Below are 19728 nucleotides of genomic sequence, written 5' to 3'. Positions count from 1 at the left end.
CGGGTTTGGCGGCTGGCGCGGGCACCTGGTCTTGTAGATCGGCCAGAGTTTTCTCGGCTGCTTCCAGTTGCTGGCGCACGCGGGCCAGTTCGGCTTGCTGCTCGTCGTCCGGGTTTTCGATCTTCTCCAGCTTGCGCAGCTGGGCCTTGAGCATGGCGGCTTCGATCTTGGCCTTTTTCAGCGCATCGTCGCCGACGGGTTTGGCGGCTGGCGCGGGCGCCTGGTTTTGTAGATCGGTCAGAGTTTTCTCGGCTGCCTCCAGTTGCTGGCGCACGCGGGCCAGTTCGGCTTGCTGCTCGTCGTCCGGGTTATCGACCTTTTCCAGCTTGCGCAATTGAGCCTTGAGCATGGTGGCTTCGATCTTGGCCTTCTTCAGCGCTTCGTCACCGGCGGGTTTGGCAGTCGGCACAGGCGCCTGTTGTTGCAGATCGGCCAGGGCCTTTTCGGCGGCTTCAAGCTGCTGGCGCACTCGGGTGATCTCGGTTTGTTGCTCCTCGTCCGGAGTTTCGATTTTTTCCAGCTTGCGCAATTGAGCCTTGAGCATGGCCGCTTCGATCTTCGCTTTCTTCAGCGCTTCGTCGCCGGCCGGTTTGGGTGCGGGAGCTGGTGCTGTCGCCTGGGCATCGGCCAGGGCTTTCTGCGCGGCTTCGGTTGCTGAACGCAGCTCGGCGACCTGCGCCTGCAGCTCCGGCGTGTCGTGGGCGGCCAGCTGTTTCTCGGCTTTCTTCAGCGCGACCTGGGCCATGCTGGCTTCGATCTTGAGTTTCTTCAGCGCTTCATCGGCCGGCGCAGCTGCGGCAGCAGGCGGGGCTTCGGCTTGTGCTGCCTTGGCGCGGGCGGCTTTTTCCGCGCGCGCCTTGCGCTCGGCTTCCTTCTGTTCCTCGGCGCGGCGCAAGCGTTCCTGGCGTTGCTCGAAGCGCTGTTTGGAGTGCTCGGCCTTGAGCTGTTTTTGCTCCAGCTCACGAATTTCCGCCTTAGCCACGCGGTAGTACTGCACCAGTGGAATGCTCGATGGGCAGACGTAGGCGCAGGCGCCGCACTCGATGCAGTCGAACAGGTTGTGCGCCTTGAGCTGTTCGTGCTCCTGGCCTAGGGCGAAGAAGTGCAGTTGCTGCGGCAGCAGACTTGCCGGGCACGCCTCGGCGCATTCGCCGCAGCGGATGCAGGGCATGGCCGGCGGTGGTGGTGGCAGTTCCGCGGCGGTGCTGGCCAGCAGGCAGTTGCTGGTCTTGATCAGCGGCACGTCGAGGCTGGGCAGGGTAAAGCCCATCATCGGCCCGCCCATGACCAGGCGATTGAGTGTGCTGATGTCCAGCCCGGCGAAGGCCAGTAATTCGCCCACCGGCGTGCCGAGCAGCGCCTCGACATTGCCCGGACGCGCCAGCGCCTCGCCGGTCAGCGTGGTGATACGCGAGATCAGCGGCTTGCCCAGCAGCACGGCGTCGTGAATGGCCACGCAAGTGCCGACGTTCTGGCAAAGGATGCCGATATCAGCCGGCAGGCCGCCGCTGGGCACCTCGACGCCGGTGAGGATCTGGATCAGCTGTTTCTCGCCGCCGGATGGGTACTTGGTCGGGAACACCCGCACCTGGTAGTCGCGGCCGGCGCAGGCAGCACGTACGGCGGCGATGGCCTCGGGCTTGTTGTCCTCGATACCGATCAGCACCTGCTCGGGCTGGATCAGCTGCATCAGGATATCGATGCCAGAAACCAGCTCGCCGGCGCGCTCGCGCATCAGCACGTCATCAGCGGTGATATAGGGTTCGCATTCGGTACCGTTGATGATCAGCGTGTGGATCTTCTGCGTCGGCCGTGCGGTGAGTTTCACCGCCGTGGGGAAACCGGCGCCGCCCAGGCCGTTGATGCCGGCCTCGCGGATCAGCGTCAGCAGCTCGCTGGCTTCCAGGCTGCGGTAGTTGGCTGGCGGCGTTAGCTCGATCCATTCATCCAGACCGTCGCTGTCGATGACGACAGCCGGCGCCAGCATGCCGGAAGCATGGGGATAAGGCTGCTCACCGATGAAGGCCACGGTGCCGGAAGTCGGCGCATGCAACGGCACACTGACGAAGCCGTTGGTATTGGCGATCTTCTCGCCCTTGCGTACGCGTTGGCCAACCACCACACAGGGCTCTGCGGTTGCGCCAATATGCTGGCCGAGCGGCAACACCAGGCGCTTGGGCAGCGGGGCCTGCTGGATCGGTGTGCGGTTGGACAGCTCCTTGCGCTCGGCCGGATGGATACCTCCCGGGATATCCCAGAACTTTTCCTGCACCGTCATGCCGCCTGCTCCCGGTCACTGGCGATCAACTGGCCGGGTGCCAGCGGCTTGTCCCACTTCCAGCTCTGCACGCTGCTGCCGACTTCGATCATGTCGATGCAGTCCACCGGGCAGGGTTCGACGCACAGGTCGCAGCCGGTGCATTCGCTGACGATCACCGTGTGCATCTGCCGCGCGGCGCCGACGATGGCGTCCACCGGGCAGGCCTGGATGCACTTGGTGCAGCCGATGCACTCTGCTTCGCGGATAAACGCGACCATCTGCGGCTTCTCGCCTTCCACCGCGTCCAGCGGCTCGGGCTCGACATCCAACAGGTCGGCCAAGGCCTGGATGGTCGCCTCGCCGCCGGGTGGGCACTTGTTGATCTTGTCGCCGCCGGCGATGGCCTCGGCGTAGGGCTTGCAGCCCGGATAACCGCACTGGCCGCACTGGGTCTGCGGCAGCAGGGCGTTGATCTGCTCGGCGATGGGGTCACCCTCGACCTTGAAGCGCACGGCGGCGAAACCGAGGATAGCGCCGGCGATCAGGCACAGCGTGAGCAGGGCGAGGACGGCGACCAAAACCAGGCTCATAGCTTGATCAGCCCGGAGAAGCCCATGAACGCCAGCGACATCAGGCCGGCGGTGATCATGCCGATGGCCGCGCCCTGAAAGGATTTCGGCACGTCGGCGATGGCGATGCGCTCACGCATGGCGGCGAACAGCACCAGTACCAGGGAGAAGCCCAGGCCGGCAGCGAAGCCGTTGACGGTGGCGGTGATGAGGGTGAATTCGGCCTTGTTGGCGTTGAGCAGGGCGACGCCGAGGACGATGCAGTTGGTGGTGATCAGCGGTAGGAAAATGCCCAGCACGCGATAGAGCAGCGGGCTGGTCTTGTTCACCACCATCTCGGTGAATTGCACCACCACGGCGATCACCAGGATGAAACTGATGGTACGCAGGAATTCCAGGTCCAGCGGCTTGAGCACGTACTGCTGCACCAGGTAGCTGCACATGGCCGCCAGGGTCAGCACGAAGGTGGTCGCCAGGGACAGGCCGATCGCGGTTTCGATCTTCTTCGACACGCCCATGAACGGGCACAGGCCGAGGAACTGCACCAGCACGAAATTGTTGACCAGGATGGCGCTGACCATGATCAGGACGAGTTCGGTCATCGGTTTGCCGTCGAATGCACAAAGGCCTTAGGAAAAGGGCGCCTATTATCGGGAAGCGGCCCTGGCCATACAAGCCGGATGCGGCGAATTGCCTGCTGTTGGCGACCTTTCGTCACGCCTTGGTCAACGGCTGGTCAGACGTCTCCACAGCTTGCGCAGGCCGAGCGCTACCGGGAACAGCACGATCAGGAAGGGCAGGCTGTAGCCAACGAACTCGATCAGGTTGGCAGTACCTTCTGCGAGGTTGTCGGTTAGGCGCGAAAAGGCCTCGCCGATACGCCCCAGGGGCGAGCGCTCGTAGGGGCTGCTGAAGCTAAGGGTCAGCAGGTTGGTATCCAGGCGCCGTTGCTGTTGGGCGGCCTCCTGGGCGATGGCCTGCAGTTGTACCTCCAGTGCTGCCTGCTCTCGGGCCAGCGCCAGCAGGTCGGCCACGGCCAGATCGTCGCGTTGTTCGAACTGCTGCAAGGTCCGTTGCTGGCGCAGCAGTTGCTCGTGCTGACGACGATTATCGCTCACAGCCTGGGCCAGGTCCTCGGCGCGAGTGCTGCGGCTGACCAGCTCACCGCCCTCGCTGGCCAGGGCGGTGATGGCCTCGACCCCGTCGGGCACGATACGCAGAGTGAGGTCGCCACGCGGCGCATGGCCGCTACTTTGCTGTGCGGCGATCAGGCTGCAGGCGCCGAAACGTTCGCTCAGGCAGGCTTCGCGAGTGGCGGCGATGCGTTCGCCGATCTGCTCGGCGGCCAGTTCTATGCCGACTTGATGCTCATAGGCCAGGTAGCTGCCAGCCTGGTTGCGTTCACCTTGCAGGGCGCCACCGAGCGGGGCTCCCGATTGCTCGGAGCAACCGGCCAGTGCGGCCAGCAGCGTCACTACCATCCATGGCTTCATCCGTGCCTCCTGGCGTTTGGCTTATTTGACGCGTTGGCCCGGCTTGGCGCCGCTGTCCGGGCTGAGCAGGTAGATTTCCTCACCACCGGGGCCGGCAGCCAGGACCATGCCTTCGCTGACGCCGAACTTCATCTTGCGCGGTGCCAGGTTGGCCACGTACAGAGTCAGGCGACCTTCAAGCTTGCTCGGGTCCGGGTAGGCGGACTTGATGCCGGAGAACACGTTGCGTTTTTCGTCACCGATATCCAGTGACAGGCGCAGCAGTTTGTCGGCGCCCTCGACGAACTCGCATTTTTCGATCAGTGCAATGCGCAGGTCGACGGCGGCGAAGGCGTCGAAGTTGATCTCGGCGGCCAGCGGGTCTTTGCTCAGTTCTCCGTTGCCTTGTGGCTTGGGCGCTTCGGCGGCCAGGTCTTCCTTGGAGGCTTCGACCATGGCTTCGATCTTCGGTTGTTCGATGCGGGTCAGCAGCGGGTTGAACGGGTTCAACTGGTGGTTGGCCAGCGGCAGCGCGAGGTCTGCCCAAGTTTGCGGTTTTACGTTGAGGAAGGCTTCGGCGTCACTGGCCAGTTTCGGCAGCACCGGCTTGAGCATGATCACCAGCTGACGGAACAGGTTGACGCCCAGTGCGCAGATTTCCTGCACCTCGGCCTGCTTGCCCTCGACCTTGTTCAGCGCCCAGGGTGCCTTGTCGGCGATCCAGGCGTTGGCACGGTCGGCCAGTGCCATGATTTCACGCATGGCGCGGGAGAAATCGCGCGCTTCGTAGGCCTCGGCGATGCTCGGCGCGGCGGCCTGGAAGGCGTCCCACAGCTCGGGCTCCGGGTTGGCGGCGACCAGCAGGCCATTGTTGCCCTTGTGGATGAAGCCGGCGCAGCGGCTGGCGATGTTGACCACCTTGCCGACCAAGTCCGAGTTGACCTTCTGCACGAAGTCCTCGAGGTTCAGGTCGAGATCGTCCACGCCGCGGCCCAGCTTGGAGGCGTAGTAGTAGCGCAGGTATTCCGGGTTCAGGTGATCCAGATAGGTGCGCGCCTTGATGAAGGTGCCGCGCGACTTGGACATCTTCTGCCCGTTCACCGTCAGGTAGCCGTGCACGTTGACCGCGGTCGGCTTGCGGTAGCCGGCGCCTTCGAGCATCGCCGGCCAGAACAGGGCGTGGAAGTTGACGATGTCCTTGCCGATGAAGTGGTACAGCTCGGCGGTGGAATCCTTGCCCCAGAATGCATCGAAGTCCAGCTCCGGGCGTTTGCTGCAGAGGTTCTTGAAGCTGGCCATGTAGCCGATCGGCGCGTCCAGCCAGACGTAGAAGTATTTGCCCGGCTCGCCGGGAATCTCGAAACCGAAGTAGGGCGCATCGCGGCTGATGTCCCACTCCTGCAGGCCGCCGTCGAGCCACTCGGCGATCTTGTTGGCCACCGCTTCCTGCAACGCGCCGGAGCGCGTCCACTGCTTGAGCATGGCTTCGAAGTCCGGCAGCTTGAAGAAGAAGTGCTGCGACTCCTTGAGCACCGGCACGGCGCCGGAGATGGCCGAGCGCGGGTTCTTCAGTTCGGTCGGCGAATAGGTGGCGCCGCATTTCTCGCAGTTGTCACCGTACTGGTCCTCGGTGCCGCACTTCGGGCAGGTGCCCTTGATGAAGCGGTCGGCGAGGAACATGCCTTTCTCGGGATCGAAGTACTGGGTCACCGCGCGGGTGGCGATATGGCCCTTGTCGCGCAGCGCCAGGTAGATGGACGCCGACAGCTCGCGGTTCTCCTCCGAGTGGGTGGAGTGGTAGTTGTCGAAGTCCACGCCGAAGTCGGCGAAGTCGGCCATGTGCTCGGCACGCACGCCATCGATCAGTTGTTCGGGGGTGATGCCTTCCTTCTCGGCGCGCAGCATGATCGCCGAGCCGTGGGCGTCGTCGGCGCAGACGTAGATCGCCTGATTGCCGCGCAGTTTCTGGTAGCGCACCCACATGTCGGTCTGCACGTACTCGAGCATATGGCCGAGGTGGATGGAGCCGTTGGCATAGGGGAGGGCGCTGGTAACGAGAATCTTGCGGGCTTCGGTCATGGTGATCGGCTGCACTGGTAAAACGAGGGAAGTCGACAACTATAAGGGAAGCGACAAGCTTCAAGCTACCTGCGGCAAGGAAAAGCGCATGCTGCATTGCATGCGAAGGCTGCTGTTATGATGACGGCCTGTTTTTCTGCCTGTCTTCTGGAGTTCTTGCATGAGTGCCGTCACCCGCGAAGCGGTCGAAGCCTGCCTGCGTCAGTTCACCGACCCCCATCTCGATCAGGATCCGGTCAGCGCCGGCTGCCTGCGTGAAGTCGACATCCAGGGTGCGCGCGTCGCCGTACGTCTGGAGTTGGGCTACGCCGCCGGCTTGTTCAAGAACGGCTGGGCGCAGATGCTGCAGATGGCGCTGGAGAACCTCGAGGGCGTGGACGGCGCGCGAGTGCAGGTCGATTGCGTGATCGACTCGCATCAGGGTCAGGCTCAGGTACCGGCACTGGCCGGGGTGAAGAACGTGATCGCCGTGGCCTCGGGCAAGGGCGGCGTGGGCAAGTCCACCACGGCGGCCAACCTGGCGCTGGCGCTGGCCCGCGAGGGCGCGCGCGTGGGTATTCTCGACGCCGATATCTATGGGCCCAGCCAAGGCATAATGTTCGGTATCGCCGAAGGTACGCGGCCGGAAGTTCGCGAACAGAAGTGGTTCGTGCCGCTCGAAGCTCATGGCGTGCAGGTCATGTCCATGGCTTTTCTCACCGACGACAACACGCCGATGGTCTGGCGCGGGCCGATGGTCAGCGGCGCCTTGCTGCAACTGATCACCCAGACCGCCTGGAACGATCTCGATTACCTAGTGGTGGACATGCCGCCGGGTACTGGTGACATCCAGTTGACCCTGGCGCAGAAGGTGCCGGTGGCCGGCAGCGTGATCGTCACCACGCCGCAGGACCTGGCCCTGCTCGATGCCAAGAAAGGCGTGGAGATGTTCCGCAAGGTGCACATCCCGGTGCTGGGTGTGGTGGAAAACATGGCCGTGCACATCTGCTCCAACTGCGGCCACGCCGAGCACCTGTTCGGTGAGGGCGGCGGCGAGAAGCTGGCTGCGCAATATGGCGTCGAGCTGTTGGCCTCCCTGCCGCTGTCGATGGCCATCCGCATGCAGGCCGATGATGGCAAGCCCACCACCATTGCCGATCCGGAAAGCCAGATCGCCATGATCTATCAGGATCTGGCGCGCAAGGTCGGCGCGCGTATCGCCCTGGCGGGTAAGCCGGCGATGCCGAGCATCGAGATCAGCGAGGATTAACAGCAGCCGCGCAGCGGCTTTCTGATGACCCTCTCCCGCTTGCGGGAGACGACTGCATGGATGCAGGAGGTAGGGCGGCGCAGGAGCCAAAGCCGAGGGTGCCCGAAGGGCGGGAGAGGGCGCAGGCGACTCGGTCCTGGCGTGACGAAGCCCGCTCCGATCCCGCTTCTGTAGGAGCGGCTGGGCGGCATTCCGCTTCAGCCGCGAATCGCGGATAAATCCGCTCCTACAGGGCGTGCGAACAGCCATAAAAAAGCCCCGCACTAGGCGGGGCTCTTTTCAAGCAGGGTAGTGCAGGTTAGATAACCTGAACTTCCTCAGCCTGCATGCCTTTCTGGCCACGGGTAGCCACGAAGGAAACCTGCTGGCCTTCCTTCAGGGTTTTGAAACCGTCGCTCTGGATGGCTTTGAAGTGAACGAAGAGGTCGTCACCGGATTGCGGGGTGATGAAGCCGTAGCCTTTCTCATCGTTGAACCACTTAACGGTGCCAGTCTGACGATTGGACATGTGATGTCTCCTAACAAAAGTAATAACAGCCCTGGAAAAGCCCAGGCCGGGACTGAGTGCAACGAGTACTAGGAGTCGGACGATGTTTGGATCGAAATCTAGGCATCTAGTAGCGATTCGCGGTGACACATGCAGCACAGTGGGCACACCATACGTGTTTTTATCGTCGAGTGCGAATAGTCGATGCAGCTTTTTTGCAAATAATGATTGATGGGCGCGGCGGCAATCTTTGAAGCGTGGCGCCGGCATCGGTAAGATGCGCTCACTTTTCCAGTAACCGCCCACTCAGGACACCTCGCCATGAGCATCAAATCGGACAAGTGGATTCGCCGCATGGCCCAGGAACACGGCATGATCGAGCCGTTCGTAGAGCGTCAGGTGCGTGGCGCCGACGCCAGCCGGGTGATTTCCTACGGTGTGTCCAGCTACGGCTACGACGTGCGCTGCGCCGACGAATTCAAGGTGTTCACCAACATCCACTCGGCTGTCGTCGACCCGAAGAATTTCGACGAGAAGAGCTTCGTAGACATCAAGAGCGACGTCTGCATCATCCCGCCGAACTCCTTCGCCCTGGCCCGTACCGTCGAGTACTTTCGCATTCCGCGTGACGTGCTGACCATCTGCCTGGGCAAGAGCACCTACGCGCGTTGCGGTATCATCGTCAACGTCACGCCGCTGGAGCCGGAGTGGGAGGGCCACGTGACTCTGGAATTCTCCAACACCACCAACCTGCCGGCGAAGATCTACGCCAACGAAGGCGTGGCGCAGATGCTGTTCCTGCAGTCCGACGAGGCCTGCGAGGTTTCTTACCGCGACCGCGGTGGCAAATATCAGGGACAGCGCGGCGTGACCCTGCCGAAAGCCTGATCAAGTCATGCGAACACCAGAAGCCGGGCAAAGCCCGGCTTTTTCATGAGCGAAAATCGGAGTCAGGGAACATGACCATCAACACGATATTGAAGCGGACCGTCTTTTTCTCTCTGCTGCTTGCATGTCTGTCAGCTCGCGCCGAGCTGCAGGTGTATTCGGGGAGCAATGTGTTCGGCCTGGCGCCCACGGCGTCGCCAGCGGATTTTGCCATGACCCTCGGCCAGCCCAGCGCGGAGTTGCCGCTGCATGGCGAGCGCCGCGGCCTGCTGTATGGCAACAGCCTGATGCTGGTGTTCGCCGGTGACCGCTTACGTGAAGTGCGTTGCTGGCTGGTGCCGCGTTTCACCGGTGATCTCTATCTGGGCTGGTTGCAGGAGGTGCCTGCTCGCGCCGGACTGGAGGGCTTCGTGCTGGATGATCGGCTGCGCCTTGGCATGTCGCGTGAAGAGGCCGAGTCGGTGCTATCAGGACTGGAGGGTTCGGCCGACCAGAATTCGGCAGTGGCGATCAAGCAGGAGCAGCCGATATGGCTGGGCTTTGGCCGGGCCGACAATCATGCCCAGGCCGAGGACGGCGAGCCGCAGGTGCTGGTATCGCTCACCGTACATTTCGACGCCCAGCCTGCCCGATGAAAGTTGGAATTAGTGCCTGACGGCGCACTCTACCCTCTGCAGTCCATTCAACGAGGGTAGAACCATGTCCGTTTCAGCTTTTACCTTGATCTCCAGCGGGATTCGGGCTGGCGATATTCCGGGCCAGCCGCAGCCCGATGTTCCCGATCAGCCCGGCAAACCCGTGCCACCGCAGGAGCCGGGCGAGCCGACGGTGCCGGATCAGCCGCCACCTGCGCCGGTGGCCCAGTGTCGGCCGCGGGAGGTGTTCGAACGCTGTGCCTCACCGGCAGAACGCATCGCCGGCGAGTCGCATTGAGCCGCTGCAAAGATGAAGAAGCCGGGCAACGCCCTAATGCTGTTCACTTAAGGTCGTAGGCATTGACTCCCCTCTCCCATTTATGGGAGAGGGGTTGGGGGAGAGGGCCGAAATCCCGCGAAACTGCCAGTTTCCCCCTCTCCCTAACCCTCTCCCCGAAGGGGCGAGGGGACTAATCGCGCTCGACCGTTTCTTATGTGAACAGCATTAGGGCAACGCCCGGCTTCTATTTGCCTGCATGGATCAGGGCGCCAGCGGTAGCTCGCGTTTGTGACGCGAGGCGTCATAGGTGCGCACGATGGTGGCGTAGGCTTCGTCGCTGACTTTCTCACCATGCAGGAAGGCGTCGATCTCTGCGTAGGTCACGCCGTGGGCTTCCTCGTCCGGTTTGCCGGGGCGTAGTTCCTCAAGGTCGGCGGTGGGCGTTTTCTTCACCAGATGCTCGGGCGCGCCCAGGTGCGCTGCGATGGCGCGCACCTGGTGCTTGACCAGGCCCGACAGCGGGGCAAGGTCACAGGCGCCGTCGCCGAACTTGGTGAAGAAGCCCATCACCGCCTCGGCGGCGTGGTCGGTGCCGATCACCAGGCCGTTGCTGGCATTGGCGATGGTGAACTGGGCGACCATGCGAATACGTGCCTTGACGTTGCCGACCACGAAGTCGCGACGGGCTTCGCTCAGCTGTTGCAAGTGGCTGACCTGTTGGGCCAGGCCGTTGACGCTGTCGGCAATGTTGACGGTGCTGACCTCATCGGCGCCGATGAAGTCCAGCGAGGCCTGAGCGTCGTGTTCGTCATGCTGGGTGTTGTGTGGCAGGCGCACGGCAATGAAGCGATAGCCGGCGTCGCCGGTCTCGGCACGCAGCTCTTCGACCGAAAGCTGGGCCAGGCGCCCGGCGGTGGTCGAGTCCACGCCACCGCTGATACCCAGCACCAGCACCTTGAGGCCGGACTGCTTGAGGGTGTTCTTGATGAAGGTCTTGCGCCTCTCGATTTCGGCGCTCAGCGCAGCGTCGTCGGCGAATGGCGGTACCACGTCGAGGGCGGCGGCGATTTCGGCTTGGCGGTTGCTCATGTCTGGCTCCTCACTGGTTCACGCGAAATACGTGTTTCAGGTAATGGACGAAGTTCTCGTCGCGGCATTGGGTCTTGCCGGGGGTATCGGAAATCTTCGCCACTGGCTGACCGTTGCAGGCGATCATCTTGATCACGATGTTCATCGGCTCGACGCCGGGGATGTCGCAGGTCAGGTTGGTTCCGACCCCAAAGCTTACGTGGATTCGCCCGGAAAGTGCACGGTAGAGCCGTAGCGACTTGGGCAGGTCGAGGCCGTCGGAGAACACCAGGGTCTTGCTCTTCGGGTCGATGCCCAGTTTCTCGTAGTGGGCGATGGCTTTTTCCGCCCACACCAGCGGGTCGCCGGAGTCGTGGCGCAGGCCGTCGAACAGCTTGGCGAAGTACAGGTCGAAGTCGGCGAGGAAGGCATCCATGGTGATGCAGTCCGTCAGGGCGATGCCGAGCAGGCCACGGTACTCGCGCACCCAGCAGTCGAGCGCGGCGATCTGGCTGTCGATCAGGCGCGGGCCTAGCTGCTGGTGCGCCATCAACCACTCGTGGGCCATGGTGCCGATGGGCTTGAGGTCGAACTCACGCGCCAGGTGCACATTGCTGGTGCCGACGAAGCGCCCGGGGAAATCGCGCTTGAGGATATGCACCGCCTGTTCCTGCACACGGTAGGAGAAACGCCGGCGGGTACCGAAGTCGGCGAGCTGAAAGCCTGCCAACTCGCTCGGCGAAGCCTCGGCCTTGAGCCAGTCGAGCTTCTCGTACAGGCGTTCGGCGGCTTGCTCCAGCAGCACCTCGCGGTAGCGATAGCGATTGCGCACCTCGCTGACGATGGCCAGCAGCGGCACCTCGAAGAGGATCACGTGCAACCAGGGGCCGCGCAGGCGGATGTTCAACTGACCGTCTTCGATGCTGGTGTGCACATAGCGCAGGTTGAAGCGGAACAGGCTGAGAAAGCGAATGAAGTCCGGCGTGATGAAGGGGATGCTTTCGAGGAAGGCGAGCTGATCGACGCTCAGGCTGAGCTCGCTCAGGCGTTCGATCTGGTAGCGAATCTCTGCCAGGTAAGGCGTCAGATCCTCGCTGCTGCGGCAACGAAACTCCCATTCCACCTCGGCGTTGGGGTAGTTGTGCAGCACCGCCTGCATCATGGTCAGCTTGTAGAAATCGGTATCCAGCAGGTTTTGCACGGTGCGGTCGGCGAAGATGCTCTCGCTCATCGCAGGTTCTCCTTGGCTATGACGCTGTCCAGCTGTTCCAGGCTGGCGGCAAGTGTGATGCCGTGCTCGCCCATGGCGATACAGGCAGTTTCGGCGGTTTCGCTGGCGATGGCTCGGCAGGCCGGTAGATACACGATTACCTCGAAGCCGGCGCGGCGCAGTTGCAGGGCGGTGGTCTTGACGCAGTAGTCCAGCGCCAGGCCGCCGACCAATACAAGGTCGACGCCATTTTGCCGAAGAAATTCGATCACGCCCGTGCTGCGCTTCTCGGCTAGGTCGTGGTAGCAGGCGCCGTAAGGATGTAGGTCGGGCTCCACGCCCTTCCACACGAAGTAGTCATAGTCCAGTGGTGCAGGCAAGCCGTCGAGCAGTTCGAAGCCAGGTGTGCCGGGGACGCAATGGCTGACCCAGGTCAGATCGGCATTGGCCAGCGGCAGCGCTTGCAGCATCTGTGCGTGGTCCGGCACCACCCAGGCGGCTTGCGGGCTGTGGGCATCCTTGCTGCCGACGCGCAACTGAGCGCGCTCTGCCAGTTGGTTGAGCGCGGGGACGATGACGTCCCCCTCGGGAACTGGCAGCTCGTTGGGACAAAGTGGCGTGAAGCCTTTCTGGGCGTCGACGTCGAAGCTGGCGATCTTCATGGTGCGCCTCCTTACTGCGCTTGGGTGACTACATATTTCATCTGATGAAATATGTAGTCAAGCGTTTTTACCAATTCATACGTGAAAGAAGGCGAATTATTGGTCAAGATGAAATAAGTCCATGGCGGAGGTGAATGGAAGGATGAGTGCAGTGGAAGTGCTGGCCGGGGTGGATATCGTCGCCTTGCGTCTAAGCGAAGAGGGCAGATTGCAGGTGCTGCTGCTGCGCCGCCAGCGCGAACCCTTTATGGGGCAATGGGCGCTGCCGGGGGTGCTGGTCAACGGTCGTTGCGCCGATGCCAGCCTGGATGCTGCCGCTGCTCGTGCCCTGGCGGACAAGGCGCGCCTGCAACCGCAGTATCTGGAGCAGGTGACCACGGTGGGCAACGGCGTGCGTGATCCGCGTGGCTGGTCGCTGAGCACCTGCTACCTGGCACTGCTAGCGCCTGACGTCGTGCCGCAGGATGAAAACCTGGAGTTCGTCGAGTTGGCCGCCGTCACTTCCGGGCAGCAGGCATTGCCATTCGACCACGCGCAACTGGTGCGGCTGGCGGCCGAGCGTCTGCGAGGCAAGTCGGTTTACAGCTCGCTGCCGCTGTATCTGCTGGCGCCGCGCTTTACCGTGACCGAAGCACTTGGGGCCTTCCAGGCCTGCCTGGGCGAGCCGGTACAGCACACCACCTTGCGCGGACGGCTGGAACGGATGAAGACCCAGGGCTGGATCGGCGAGACCGGCGAGAAGAACTACCCGAAGATGGGGCGGCCACAAAATCTGCTGGAGCATCGCCCCTTGGCGGCCGAGGTGTTCGTCTTCGACCGCAATCTGCTGGCCTAGCAACCATTTACCCGTGGCGATTTAAGGCGGGAAAACTGCAGGCAAAAAAATAGGCGCCAGAGGCGCCAGGGGAGCATTTCAATCGATGCATAGGTTCTGAACCTGCTCTGGCGAGAAAGTTCATTTCGTGATGTAGAAATGCCATCTTTTTTGCAGGCAAAAGAAAAGGCGCCAGAGGCGCCTTAAAACGATGATCTATGGAGTAAGTCGATTACTCAGAGTCGGGGGCCGCAGAAATGGTTCAGAGCACCCCGACGAACGGTCGTCATTTGGCCGGCATCAGCAGCAGGCGCTGGTTGCCATAGACCTTGTCCAGGTTTTCCGACTTGAACGGAAAGCTCATGTAGCCGCCCTTGAGCCATGAGTCGATGCCGTCGGCATAGTGCGGGCTGGCCGGGTTGCCGGACTGGCCCGAGCTGTTGACGCCGACCAACGGCTCGTCGGCGGCGAAATCCACCACGATGCGCATCGCCGGGATCAGGAAGGTATTGAAGTCCTGGCCCCAGGCGTAGGCCGAAACGTTCAGCGTGCTGTGGTCACCGCCAGCCGGATAGGGGCCGCGGTCCAGGTAGCCTTTCAAGGCGTTTATGCTGGTGCGCTGGCTGGCGCTCATGTAGGGCGCCATGCGAGTGGTGTCGGTCACCCACTCATAGGTATGCAGCTTGCCCCATTGCCAGTTGCGTCGCTCCGTGCCCAGGCGGCTTTCCAGCAGTTCGATGCTGGCGGCCAGGCTGCGTGCCAGGATAGTCGGTTTGTCTTCCTGTTCGGGGGTGCGGATGTCGTTCCAGAACGGGCTGTCGGCGCGACCAAGCAGATGGTCGGCCAGGGCCGAGTAGGAGGTGTTGGCGGTTTGCACCAACGCCTGCCAGGCCGGGCTGTTTTCCGGGCCCAGCTCGTCGAGGAAGATATGCCGCGCGCTTTCATGCAGGAAGGCGCCGTAGATGGCTGCATCGGCCGAGCTGGCGGAGAGCTTGCCGTCGAAGGCGAGCAGGCGCTTCAGGGCTTCGTCTGCACGCTCGCGCTGACCGGCCGGCAGCGCCGCGATGGCCTGGCGCAGCGAGTCGTGCATGGCCGGATCGTTGAACATGGCCTGCAGCTTGGCGACGAAGGGCGAGGTCTGGTCGTATTGCATGGCGATCATGCTGCGTCCGTCGTGCCGGCCGTTGCCGGCCAGTTCGGCGATACGCTCGGCACGCTCCGGGTAATACCAGGAGCTCGACAGCTGCATGCCGTAGCCCGGCGGCACGCTGCGTTCGTTGGCGGTACCCAGCCAGCCTTGCGGTGGGTCCTGATCGTAAGGATGCAGCATCGGGTCGGCGAAGCCGTCCCAGGCGTAGCGCTCGTCCCAGCCAGGGGAGGGCAGCAGGCCGCGGCCTTCACGGCGATTGGGGTAGCGACCGGTGACCTGCCAGCCGATGTGCTGGGCATCGGCGAAGACGATGTTCAGCGGCATGGCGCGGATCTCCCGTGCCGCCTCGAAGGCCTGGTCCACCGACTGCGCACGGGACAGGTCGAAGAAGGCGTCGAGGCTGTTATCACGCTCGAGCTGAGTGGTTTTCAGCGCCAGGCCATAACCGCTCTGCAATGGCAGAGGTTGCAGCATATGTTTGCGCTCGCCGAGCACCGAGTTGAGCAGTGGGCCGTTGCGGGTCTCGTACAGCGTCTCGCGGACCGGTCGCTGGCCGCGGATGAAGAAGGTTTCCTGGCGTTCGGCGACCGGCAGCCACTTGCCATCCGCCTGGTACATCAGGCGGCTGCCTTCGCGGCGAATGCGTTCGAGATAGATGTCCTGATTGTCACCCATGACCATGGTCATGCCCCAGGCGAGCTTGCCGTTGTAGCCGGCGACCACGGCCGGTACGCCCGCGAGGGACACGCCTGCGGCCTGGTACTTGGGCGAACGGATCTGCACGAAATTCCACAACGAGGGCATGCTCAGCGGCAGGTGGGTGTCGTTGGCCAGCAGGCTCTTGCCGCCGCGGGTTCGTTGCGGCGCGATGGCCCAGTTGTTCGAGGCGGCGACGCCGAGCATGTGCTGCTCGGCGATCTGCGCCGCTGTTCGGGAGATCGCTTGCAGACCTGGCAACTGTCCTTTGAGGTCGAGACCTGCGAGTTTCTCCGCCTCGGCGAAGGGCAGCGGTTCGTCCGGGTAGATCGGCAGCAACCAGGGCAGTTTGTCGGCACCCACCTGCTGGGCCATGGTCAGCGCGGCGATCTCTTCCTGCAGATTCACCGCCAGGCCGAAGTTGAGCAGACAGAACAGCAGCACCGAATCCTCGGGCTTCCAGTATTCGGGGCGGTAGCCGGATTCGGCCAGGTCCATCGGCAGGCGATCACGGTAGCGGAACATGTAAGCGTTGACGCCGCGCGCATAGACTTCGAAGAAGCGTTTCAGGCGCGGCGAGGCGTCGGCATAGAGAATTTCCGCACTCTTCCTGAGGTTCACCGCACGCATGAAACGGTCCATTTCCAGCACGCCGGGGCCAGCCATTTCCGCCAGGCGGCCCTGGGCCAACAGGCGCATGCCGACCATCTGGCTGAGGCGGTCACCGGCATGCACATAACCCAGGGCGAACAGGGCGTCGTGGAAGGTGCCTGACTCGATCAGCGGCATGCCAAGGGCGTTGCGTCGCACCGATGCGCTCTCGGCCACGCCCTGAATGCGCTCGACGCCGCGGGTGGGCGGCACGCTATCGGCATAACGGCTGTTGAGCAGGGACTGGCAGCCGGCAAGGCCGGTCAGGGAAGCAGCGAGAGTCAGGCAGGCCAGCGTGCGCATGGCGAATTTCCTTGGTGTGCGAACAGGCTAGGCCGATCGCATAGCAACCGGCCACAAAGGCGCCAAGGTAAAGAGGCTAATGGAGCCTGGCAAGAGGCCTCAGGCGTTTGCCCGAGACCCGTTGAGCCCCTCGTCCAGCAACCAGCGCGCGGCGATGCGTGCGGCGGCCTTGTGCTGCAGTTCCAGCTCGTTGAAGCGCTTTTCGAAGCGGCGTCGCTCTGCCTTGTCCAAGGCTTTCCAGGCCGCGTGGGTGGGCACGTCGGCGGTGGCTTCGTAGAGCAGGTGGAACACCTGGCAGCGGCCGTCATTGCTCAGGCTGCTGTCGTAGTTGTCGAGCAGCACCTTGATGCGAATGGCACCTTCTATCAGCGGCACTTGCTCGTCGAGCAGGCTGCTGGTGAGGATGTTCAGATCGCCACCGAGGCGCTGCTGGCGCTCCTGCTGCGCTTCGTCGCGAGCGCGCTGGTTGGCCCATACACGGCGCCAAAGGTGCCAGGCATAAGCCGCCAGGGCTGCGATCAGCAGCAGGCCGGTCAATAGCAGGATGAGGGCCATGGCATCCATGCGCGGTTCAGGCGCCGTGGCACTTCTTGAATTTTTTCTGGCTGCCGCAAGGGCATGGATCGTTGCGGCCGACATCCTTCAGCGCGTTGCGTACCGGCTCCTGATGGCCGTGGTTGCAGTGCGGACCGTGTACATGGCCGTGATCGTGATGATCGTGGTCATGGTTGCAGTCGGGGCCGTGGATGTGGGGTTGGTTGCTCATGGTGTTACTCACGCTGGTTATTCGGAGATGAAATCGCCGGGAATTATCTCTCCATTGCGCGCCATGTGCACGCTGCGACCAAACAACATGCCGGTTTTTACTTGGCCCTTGAGGCTGTAGCGAATCGGTTCGTCGGGTTTTTCCAGCGCCTTGACGATCTGCCGCACGTGGCGCCATAGGTTGGTGCGTACCGGCACGTCGAAGGTGTGATGGCCATGGGCGGGCACGGTGAACCACTCATTGGAGTGGCCTTCGGCAAGCTGGATGCCATTGAGATGAACGTTGTAGTTCAGCCCGCGCACCGGCAGGCTGACGCCATTGGGATTATCGATCCGAAAGCGCAGGCTGAACTCCTGTTCGAGCAGCCGTGCCTTGATCACATCAACTTTGATGAGTTGGACGTCCGGGTCCTTGAAGTCACCTGTCATCCAGGTGGAACATCCTGTCAGGCCTGAAAGCAGGCCGAAAAACATCAATAGGCTGATAATTCTTATCATTTGCGCCTGAGAAAACATTTCATACCCCCATTGCAGCCCAGTGTAACAAGCAAGCGCTCGGCTGCAACGGGTGAGCAAGTATTATTTTCAGGGTGACAATGTCGTAATTTTCTACAGTAGGTGTTCGTGATGGCATGGAAGAGAAGCCTGCAGTGTCGGGGCAAGAGAACCTGCGCCATACTGAGCGGCGAATAGGACAGGAGTGTGACCATGAGTCGCTACGAGATCGCCTTCTCCGGGCAACTGGTGCCGGGAGCCCAGCCAGAACTGGTCAAGGCCAATCTGGCCAAGCTGTTCCAGGCCGATGCCCAGCGTATCGCCCAGTTGTTCTCCGGGCGCCGCATCGTGATCAAGAACAACCTCGACGCCACTGCCGCGGAGAAATATCGTACGACCCTCGAACGGGCCGGTGCGCGTGTCGAGGTCGTCGATATGGACATGCTGATCGAGGAGGTCGAACTCGCGCCCCCGCCACCAGCCGAGCCGATGCCTGCTCCGGTGGCTGCGCCAGTTGCGACCAGGCCCGGGCGGCTGCAGGTCGCGCCGCGTGATGAATACATGGCGGCGTTCAGCGAGGTGGATGCGCCGGATTTCGGCATCGCTCCGGTAGGCAGTGATCTGCAGGACGCCAGACCCGACGCTGCAGCTCCGCCGGTAGACCTGTCGCAATTCAGCCTGGCGCCGGTGGGCAGCGATATGGGGCAGGCCAAGTCCGCGATTCCGGCACCGGCCCCGGACACCTCGCATCTGAAACTGCAGGAATGACCGCTGGCGACGCCGTGAGCTGCACATTCAGCCACGGCGTTTCTGTGTTGAGCGCGGCTAGCCCGCCTTGCACTTGGCTTGCGCCTCCTCGGGTTTGAGGTTGCGCACGCTGATGAAAAACAGTTCGCAGGTTTGCTGCGTCTCCGTCACCTGCCATTTCTGGGTGCAGCTACTGAGCATCTGCGCTGCATCGCGCGTCGGCTGCTGGCCCATGCCGGCCTGCCAGCAGGCCGCGCTCAGGTCCTGCTCCATGACCTTGATCCCCGCCGCGTTGGCGGCATCCTCGCTGCCCTTGTTGTTTGCCGGGTCGGCGGCATACCAGATATAGCTCGGATGATTGGCGCCGAGTACGGAAACCTGCCGTCCGGCCCCAGCATCGATCCGCCCCAGGCCCAACACCGGAAGATTTACGCCGTACTGTTGCTTGATCCAGCTGCGCACCGGGCTGCCGAAAGCGACCATCGGCAGGCTGGCTTTGTCCGAACCAGCACTGAGTTCGCTGACCATGCGCTGCTGATACTTGTTGAAGTAGCCATATACGCCTTCCAGAGCGCCGCCAGCACTGGCCGGAGCGGCGATGGGGGCGATGTCTACGATGATCTGGTAGGCCGGCGTCTGCTCGGGTGCGATGCCGTTGTAGCTGAGCAAGGCGGCCCAGCGGTCGGTGGTACTCGAACGCAGGTAATCCTGGGCCTGGGTCAGTGAATAATCCGGCGGGAAGTGCAGCAACTCGACGCTCTTGCGGTTCTCCAGTGCCATGCCCAATGGCAGGAAGAAGTACCAGTTGTACTGCCACTTGCCGTCACGATTGAGTTGAGTGGCGCCCTGATAGGCCAGCTCGCCGGTATCGAGCAATTGCAGCAGGGGTTTGCCGTACTCGGCCGGTGTGCCCGTGAAGTGGGCGTGCACGCGATCCCCGTTGCGCGTGACCTGCACGCTGGCCTGAGGGTAGCCATCACGCGTCAGGCTCTGCTGCAGGTAATGTTCCACCGTCTGCTCCAGCGTCCAGTCGCGATAGCAGATCACGCTGCAGTTGTTCGGATAGGCGAACAAACGGCTGACCCGCTGGCTGTCCCCCAGATCCAGCGTTTCCCCTTGCAGCCCGCCGGGCTGGTTGGCGCAGCCAATCAGCAGGCTGGCCAGGATAAGAGCGATACCACTTTTCTTGTGCATGACTTTCTCCTTGTTGAGCGTCCCCGCAGGACGATTCAACTCAAGCAGAAAGCG

General features: G+C 62.7%; 20 protein-coding genes. 6 read left to right on the top strand and 14 right to left on the bottom strand.

All coding sequences use genetic code 11. The features are described 5' to 3' along the window. The 5 genes from rsxC to metG all read right to left on the bottom strand — a co-directional run. Positions 1-2278, bottom strand: a 2278-nt coding sequence (gene rsxC, locus B3P22_RS00930; RefSeq protein WP_296269516.1) for an electron transport complex subunit RsxC, incomplete at its 3' end; no start/stop codon positions are given. Next, complete coding sequence (gene rsxB, locus B3P22_RS00925) at positions 2275-2850, bottom strand: electron transport complex subunit RsxB (protein ID WP_197855256.1); 576 nt, start codon at positions 2848-2850, stop codon at positions 2275-2277. The genes rsxB and rsxC, both read right to left, overlap by 4 nt. Then, positions 2847-3431, bottom strand: a complete 585-nt coding sequence (rsxA, locus tag B3P22_RS00920; protein ID WP_296269515.1) for an electron transport complex subunit RsxA — start codon at positions 3429-3431, stop codon at positions 2847-2849. The genes rsxB and rsxA overlap by 4 nt, the downstream gene beginning before the upstream one ends. 123 nt (positions 3432-3554) lie before the next feature. After that, positions 3555-4322: a DUF4349 domain-containing protein gene (locus tag B3P22_RS00915; RefSeq protein ID WP_296269514.1), complete on the bottom strand. Its 768-nt coding sequence runs from the start codon at positions 4320-4322 to the stop codon at positions 3555-3557. A gap of 21 nt (positions 4323-4343) precedes the next feature. Then, entirely contained in the window at positions 4344-6380 is a 2037-nt protein-coding gene (metG, locus tag B3P22_RS00910; protein ID WP_296269513.1) for a methionine--tRNA ligase, read from the bottom strand. A 160-nt stretch (positions 6381-6540) separates the two neighbouring features. On the opposite strand from metG, the gene apbC reads away from it, so the two are divergent. Further along, positions 6541-7629, top strand: coding sequence for an iron-sulfur cluster carrier protein ApbC (gene apbC, locus B3P22_RS00905; RefSeq protein WP_296269512.1), 1089 nt, complete (start codon positions 6541-6543; stop codon positions 7627-7629). A 298-nt stretch (positions 7630-7927) separates the two neighbouring features. Here apbC and B3P22_RS00900 read toward each other — a convergent pair whose 3' ends face one another. Beyond that, positions 7928-8137: a cold-shock protein gene (locus tag B3P22_RS00900; RefSeq protein WP_013714598.1), complete on the bottom strand. Its 210-nt coding sequence runs from the start codon at positions 8135-8137 to the stop codon at positions 7928-7930. A gap of 300 nt (positions 8138-8437) precedes the next feature. On the opposite strand from B3P22_RS00900, the gene dcd reads away from it, so the two are divergent. The 3 genes from dcd (at position 8438) to B3P22_RS00885 (ending at position 9937) form a co-directional block, all read left to right on the top strand. Next, the gene (gene dcd / locus B3P22_RS00895; RefSeq protein ID WP_296269511.1) at positions 8438-9004 is read left to right on the top strand and encodes a dCTP deaminase; all 567 of its coding nucleotides are present in this window, start codon (positions 8438-8440) and stop codon (positions 9002-9004) included. A gap of 212 nt (positions 9005-9216) precedes the next feature. Then, positions 9217-9639 (top strand): hypothetical protein, encoded by a 423-nt coding sequence (locus B3P22_RS00890; protein ID WP_296269510.1) that lies wholly within the window; start codon positions 9217-9219, stop codon positions 9637-9639. 64 nt (positions 9640-9703) lie between these two features. Next, positions 9704-9937 carry a hypothetical protein gene (locus B3P22_RS00885; RefSeq protein ID WP_275545350.1) on the top strand — a complete coding sequence of 78 codons (234 nt, stop codon included), beginning with the start codon at positions 9704-9706 and terminating at the stop codon, positions 9935-9937. Positions 9938-10180: 243 nt separating this feature from the next. Here B3P22_RS00885 and nadE read toward each other — a convergent pair whose 3' ends face one another. The 3 genes from nadE to B3P22_RS00870 are packed head-to-tail and all read right to left on the bottom strand — an operon-like array spanning position 10181 to position 12859. Then, the gene (gene nadE, locus B3P22_RS00880) at positions 10181-11008 is read right to left on the bottom strand and encodes an ammonia-dependent NAD(+) synthetase (RefSeq protein WP_296269509.1); all 828 of its coding nucleotides are present in this window, start codon (positions 11006-11008) and stop codon (positions 10181-10183) included. Positions 11009-11018: 10 nt separating this feature from the next. Continuing rightward, entirely contained in the window at positions 11019-12218 is a 1200-nt protein-coding gene (gene pncB, locus B3P22_RS00875) for a nicotinate phosphoribosyltransferase (protein WP_296269508.1), read from the bottom strand. Further along, on the bottom strand, positions 12215-12859 hold the full coding sequence (locus tag B3P22_RS00870; RefSeq protein WP_296269507.1) for a nicotinamidase: 645 nt from the start codon (positions 12857-12859) through the stop codon (positions 12215-12217). The genes pncB and B3P22_RS00870 overlap by 4 nt, the downstream gene beginning before the upstream one ends. 142 nt (positions 12860-13001) lie before the next feature. Between B3P22_RS00870 and B3P22_RS00865 the strand changes: the two genes are divergently transcribed. Continuing rightward, positions 13002-13694 (top strand): NUDIX domain-containing protein, encoded by a 693-nt coding sequence (locus B3P22_RS00865; RefSeq protein WP_296269506.1) that lies wholly within the window; start codon positions 13002-13004, stop codon positions 13692-13694. A 265-nt stretch (positions 13695-13959) separates the two neighbouring features. Here the strand turns inward: B3P22_RS00865 and B3P22_RS00860 are convergent, their stop codons facing one another. From B3P22_RS00860 to B3P22_RS00845, 4 genes are all read right to left on the bottom strand, one after another. Then, positions 13960-16473, bottom strand: coding sequence for a penicillin acylase family protein (locus B3P22_RS00860; RefSeq protein ID WP_296269505.1), 2514 nt, complete (start codon positions 16471-16473; stop codon positions 13960-13962). Between the two features lie 99 nt (positions 16474-16572). After that, on the bottom strand, positions 16573-17037 hold the full coding sequence (locus B3P22_RS00855) for a DUF2489 domain-containing protein (protein WP_296269504.1): 465 nt from the start codon (positions 17035-17037) through the stop codon (positions 16573-16575). 7 nt (positions 17038-17044) lie between these two features. Beyond that, positions 17045-17239, bottom strand: coding sequence for an SEC-C metal-binding domain-containing protein (locus tag B3P22_RS00850; RefSeq protein ID WP_296269503.1), 195 nt, complete (start codon positions 17237-17239; stop codon positions 17045-17047). 17 nt (positions 17240-17256) lie between these two features. Next, positions 17257-17754, bottom strand: coding sequence for an LEA type 2 family protein (locus B3P22_RS00845; protein ID WP_197855268.1), 498 nt, complete (start codon positions 17752-17754; stop codon positions 17257-17259). A gap of 192 nt (positions 17755-17946) precedes the next feature. Between B3P22_RS00845 and B3P22_RS00840 the strand changes: the two genes are divergently transcribed. Further along, a complete protein-coding gene (locus B3P22_RS00840) occupies positions 17947-18501 on the top strand; it encodes a hypothetical protein (protein ID WP_197855269.1) in 555 nt (184 codons plus the stop codon). 57 nt (positions 18502-18558) lie between these two features. Here B3P22_RS00840 and B3P22_RS00835 read toward each other — a convergent pair whose 3' ends face one another. Beyond that, positions 18559-19674: a hypothetical protein gene (locus tag B3P22_RS00835; protein ID WP_296269502.1), complete on the bottom strand. Its 1116-nt coding sequence runs from the start codon at positions 19672-19674 to the stop codon at positions 18559-18561. Between the last annotated feature and the right edge of the window lie 54 nt (positions 19675-19728).

Source organism: Pseudomonas sp. UBA6323, assembly GCF_002439135.1.
In the GTDB taxonomy this organism is placed as follows: Bacteria; Pseudomonadota; Gammaproteobacteria; order Pseudomonadales; family Pseudomonadaceae; genus Aquipseudomonas.
This window is presented reverse-complemented; position numbering and strand designations above follow the sequence as displayed.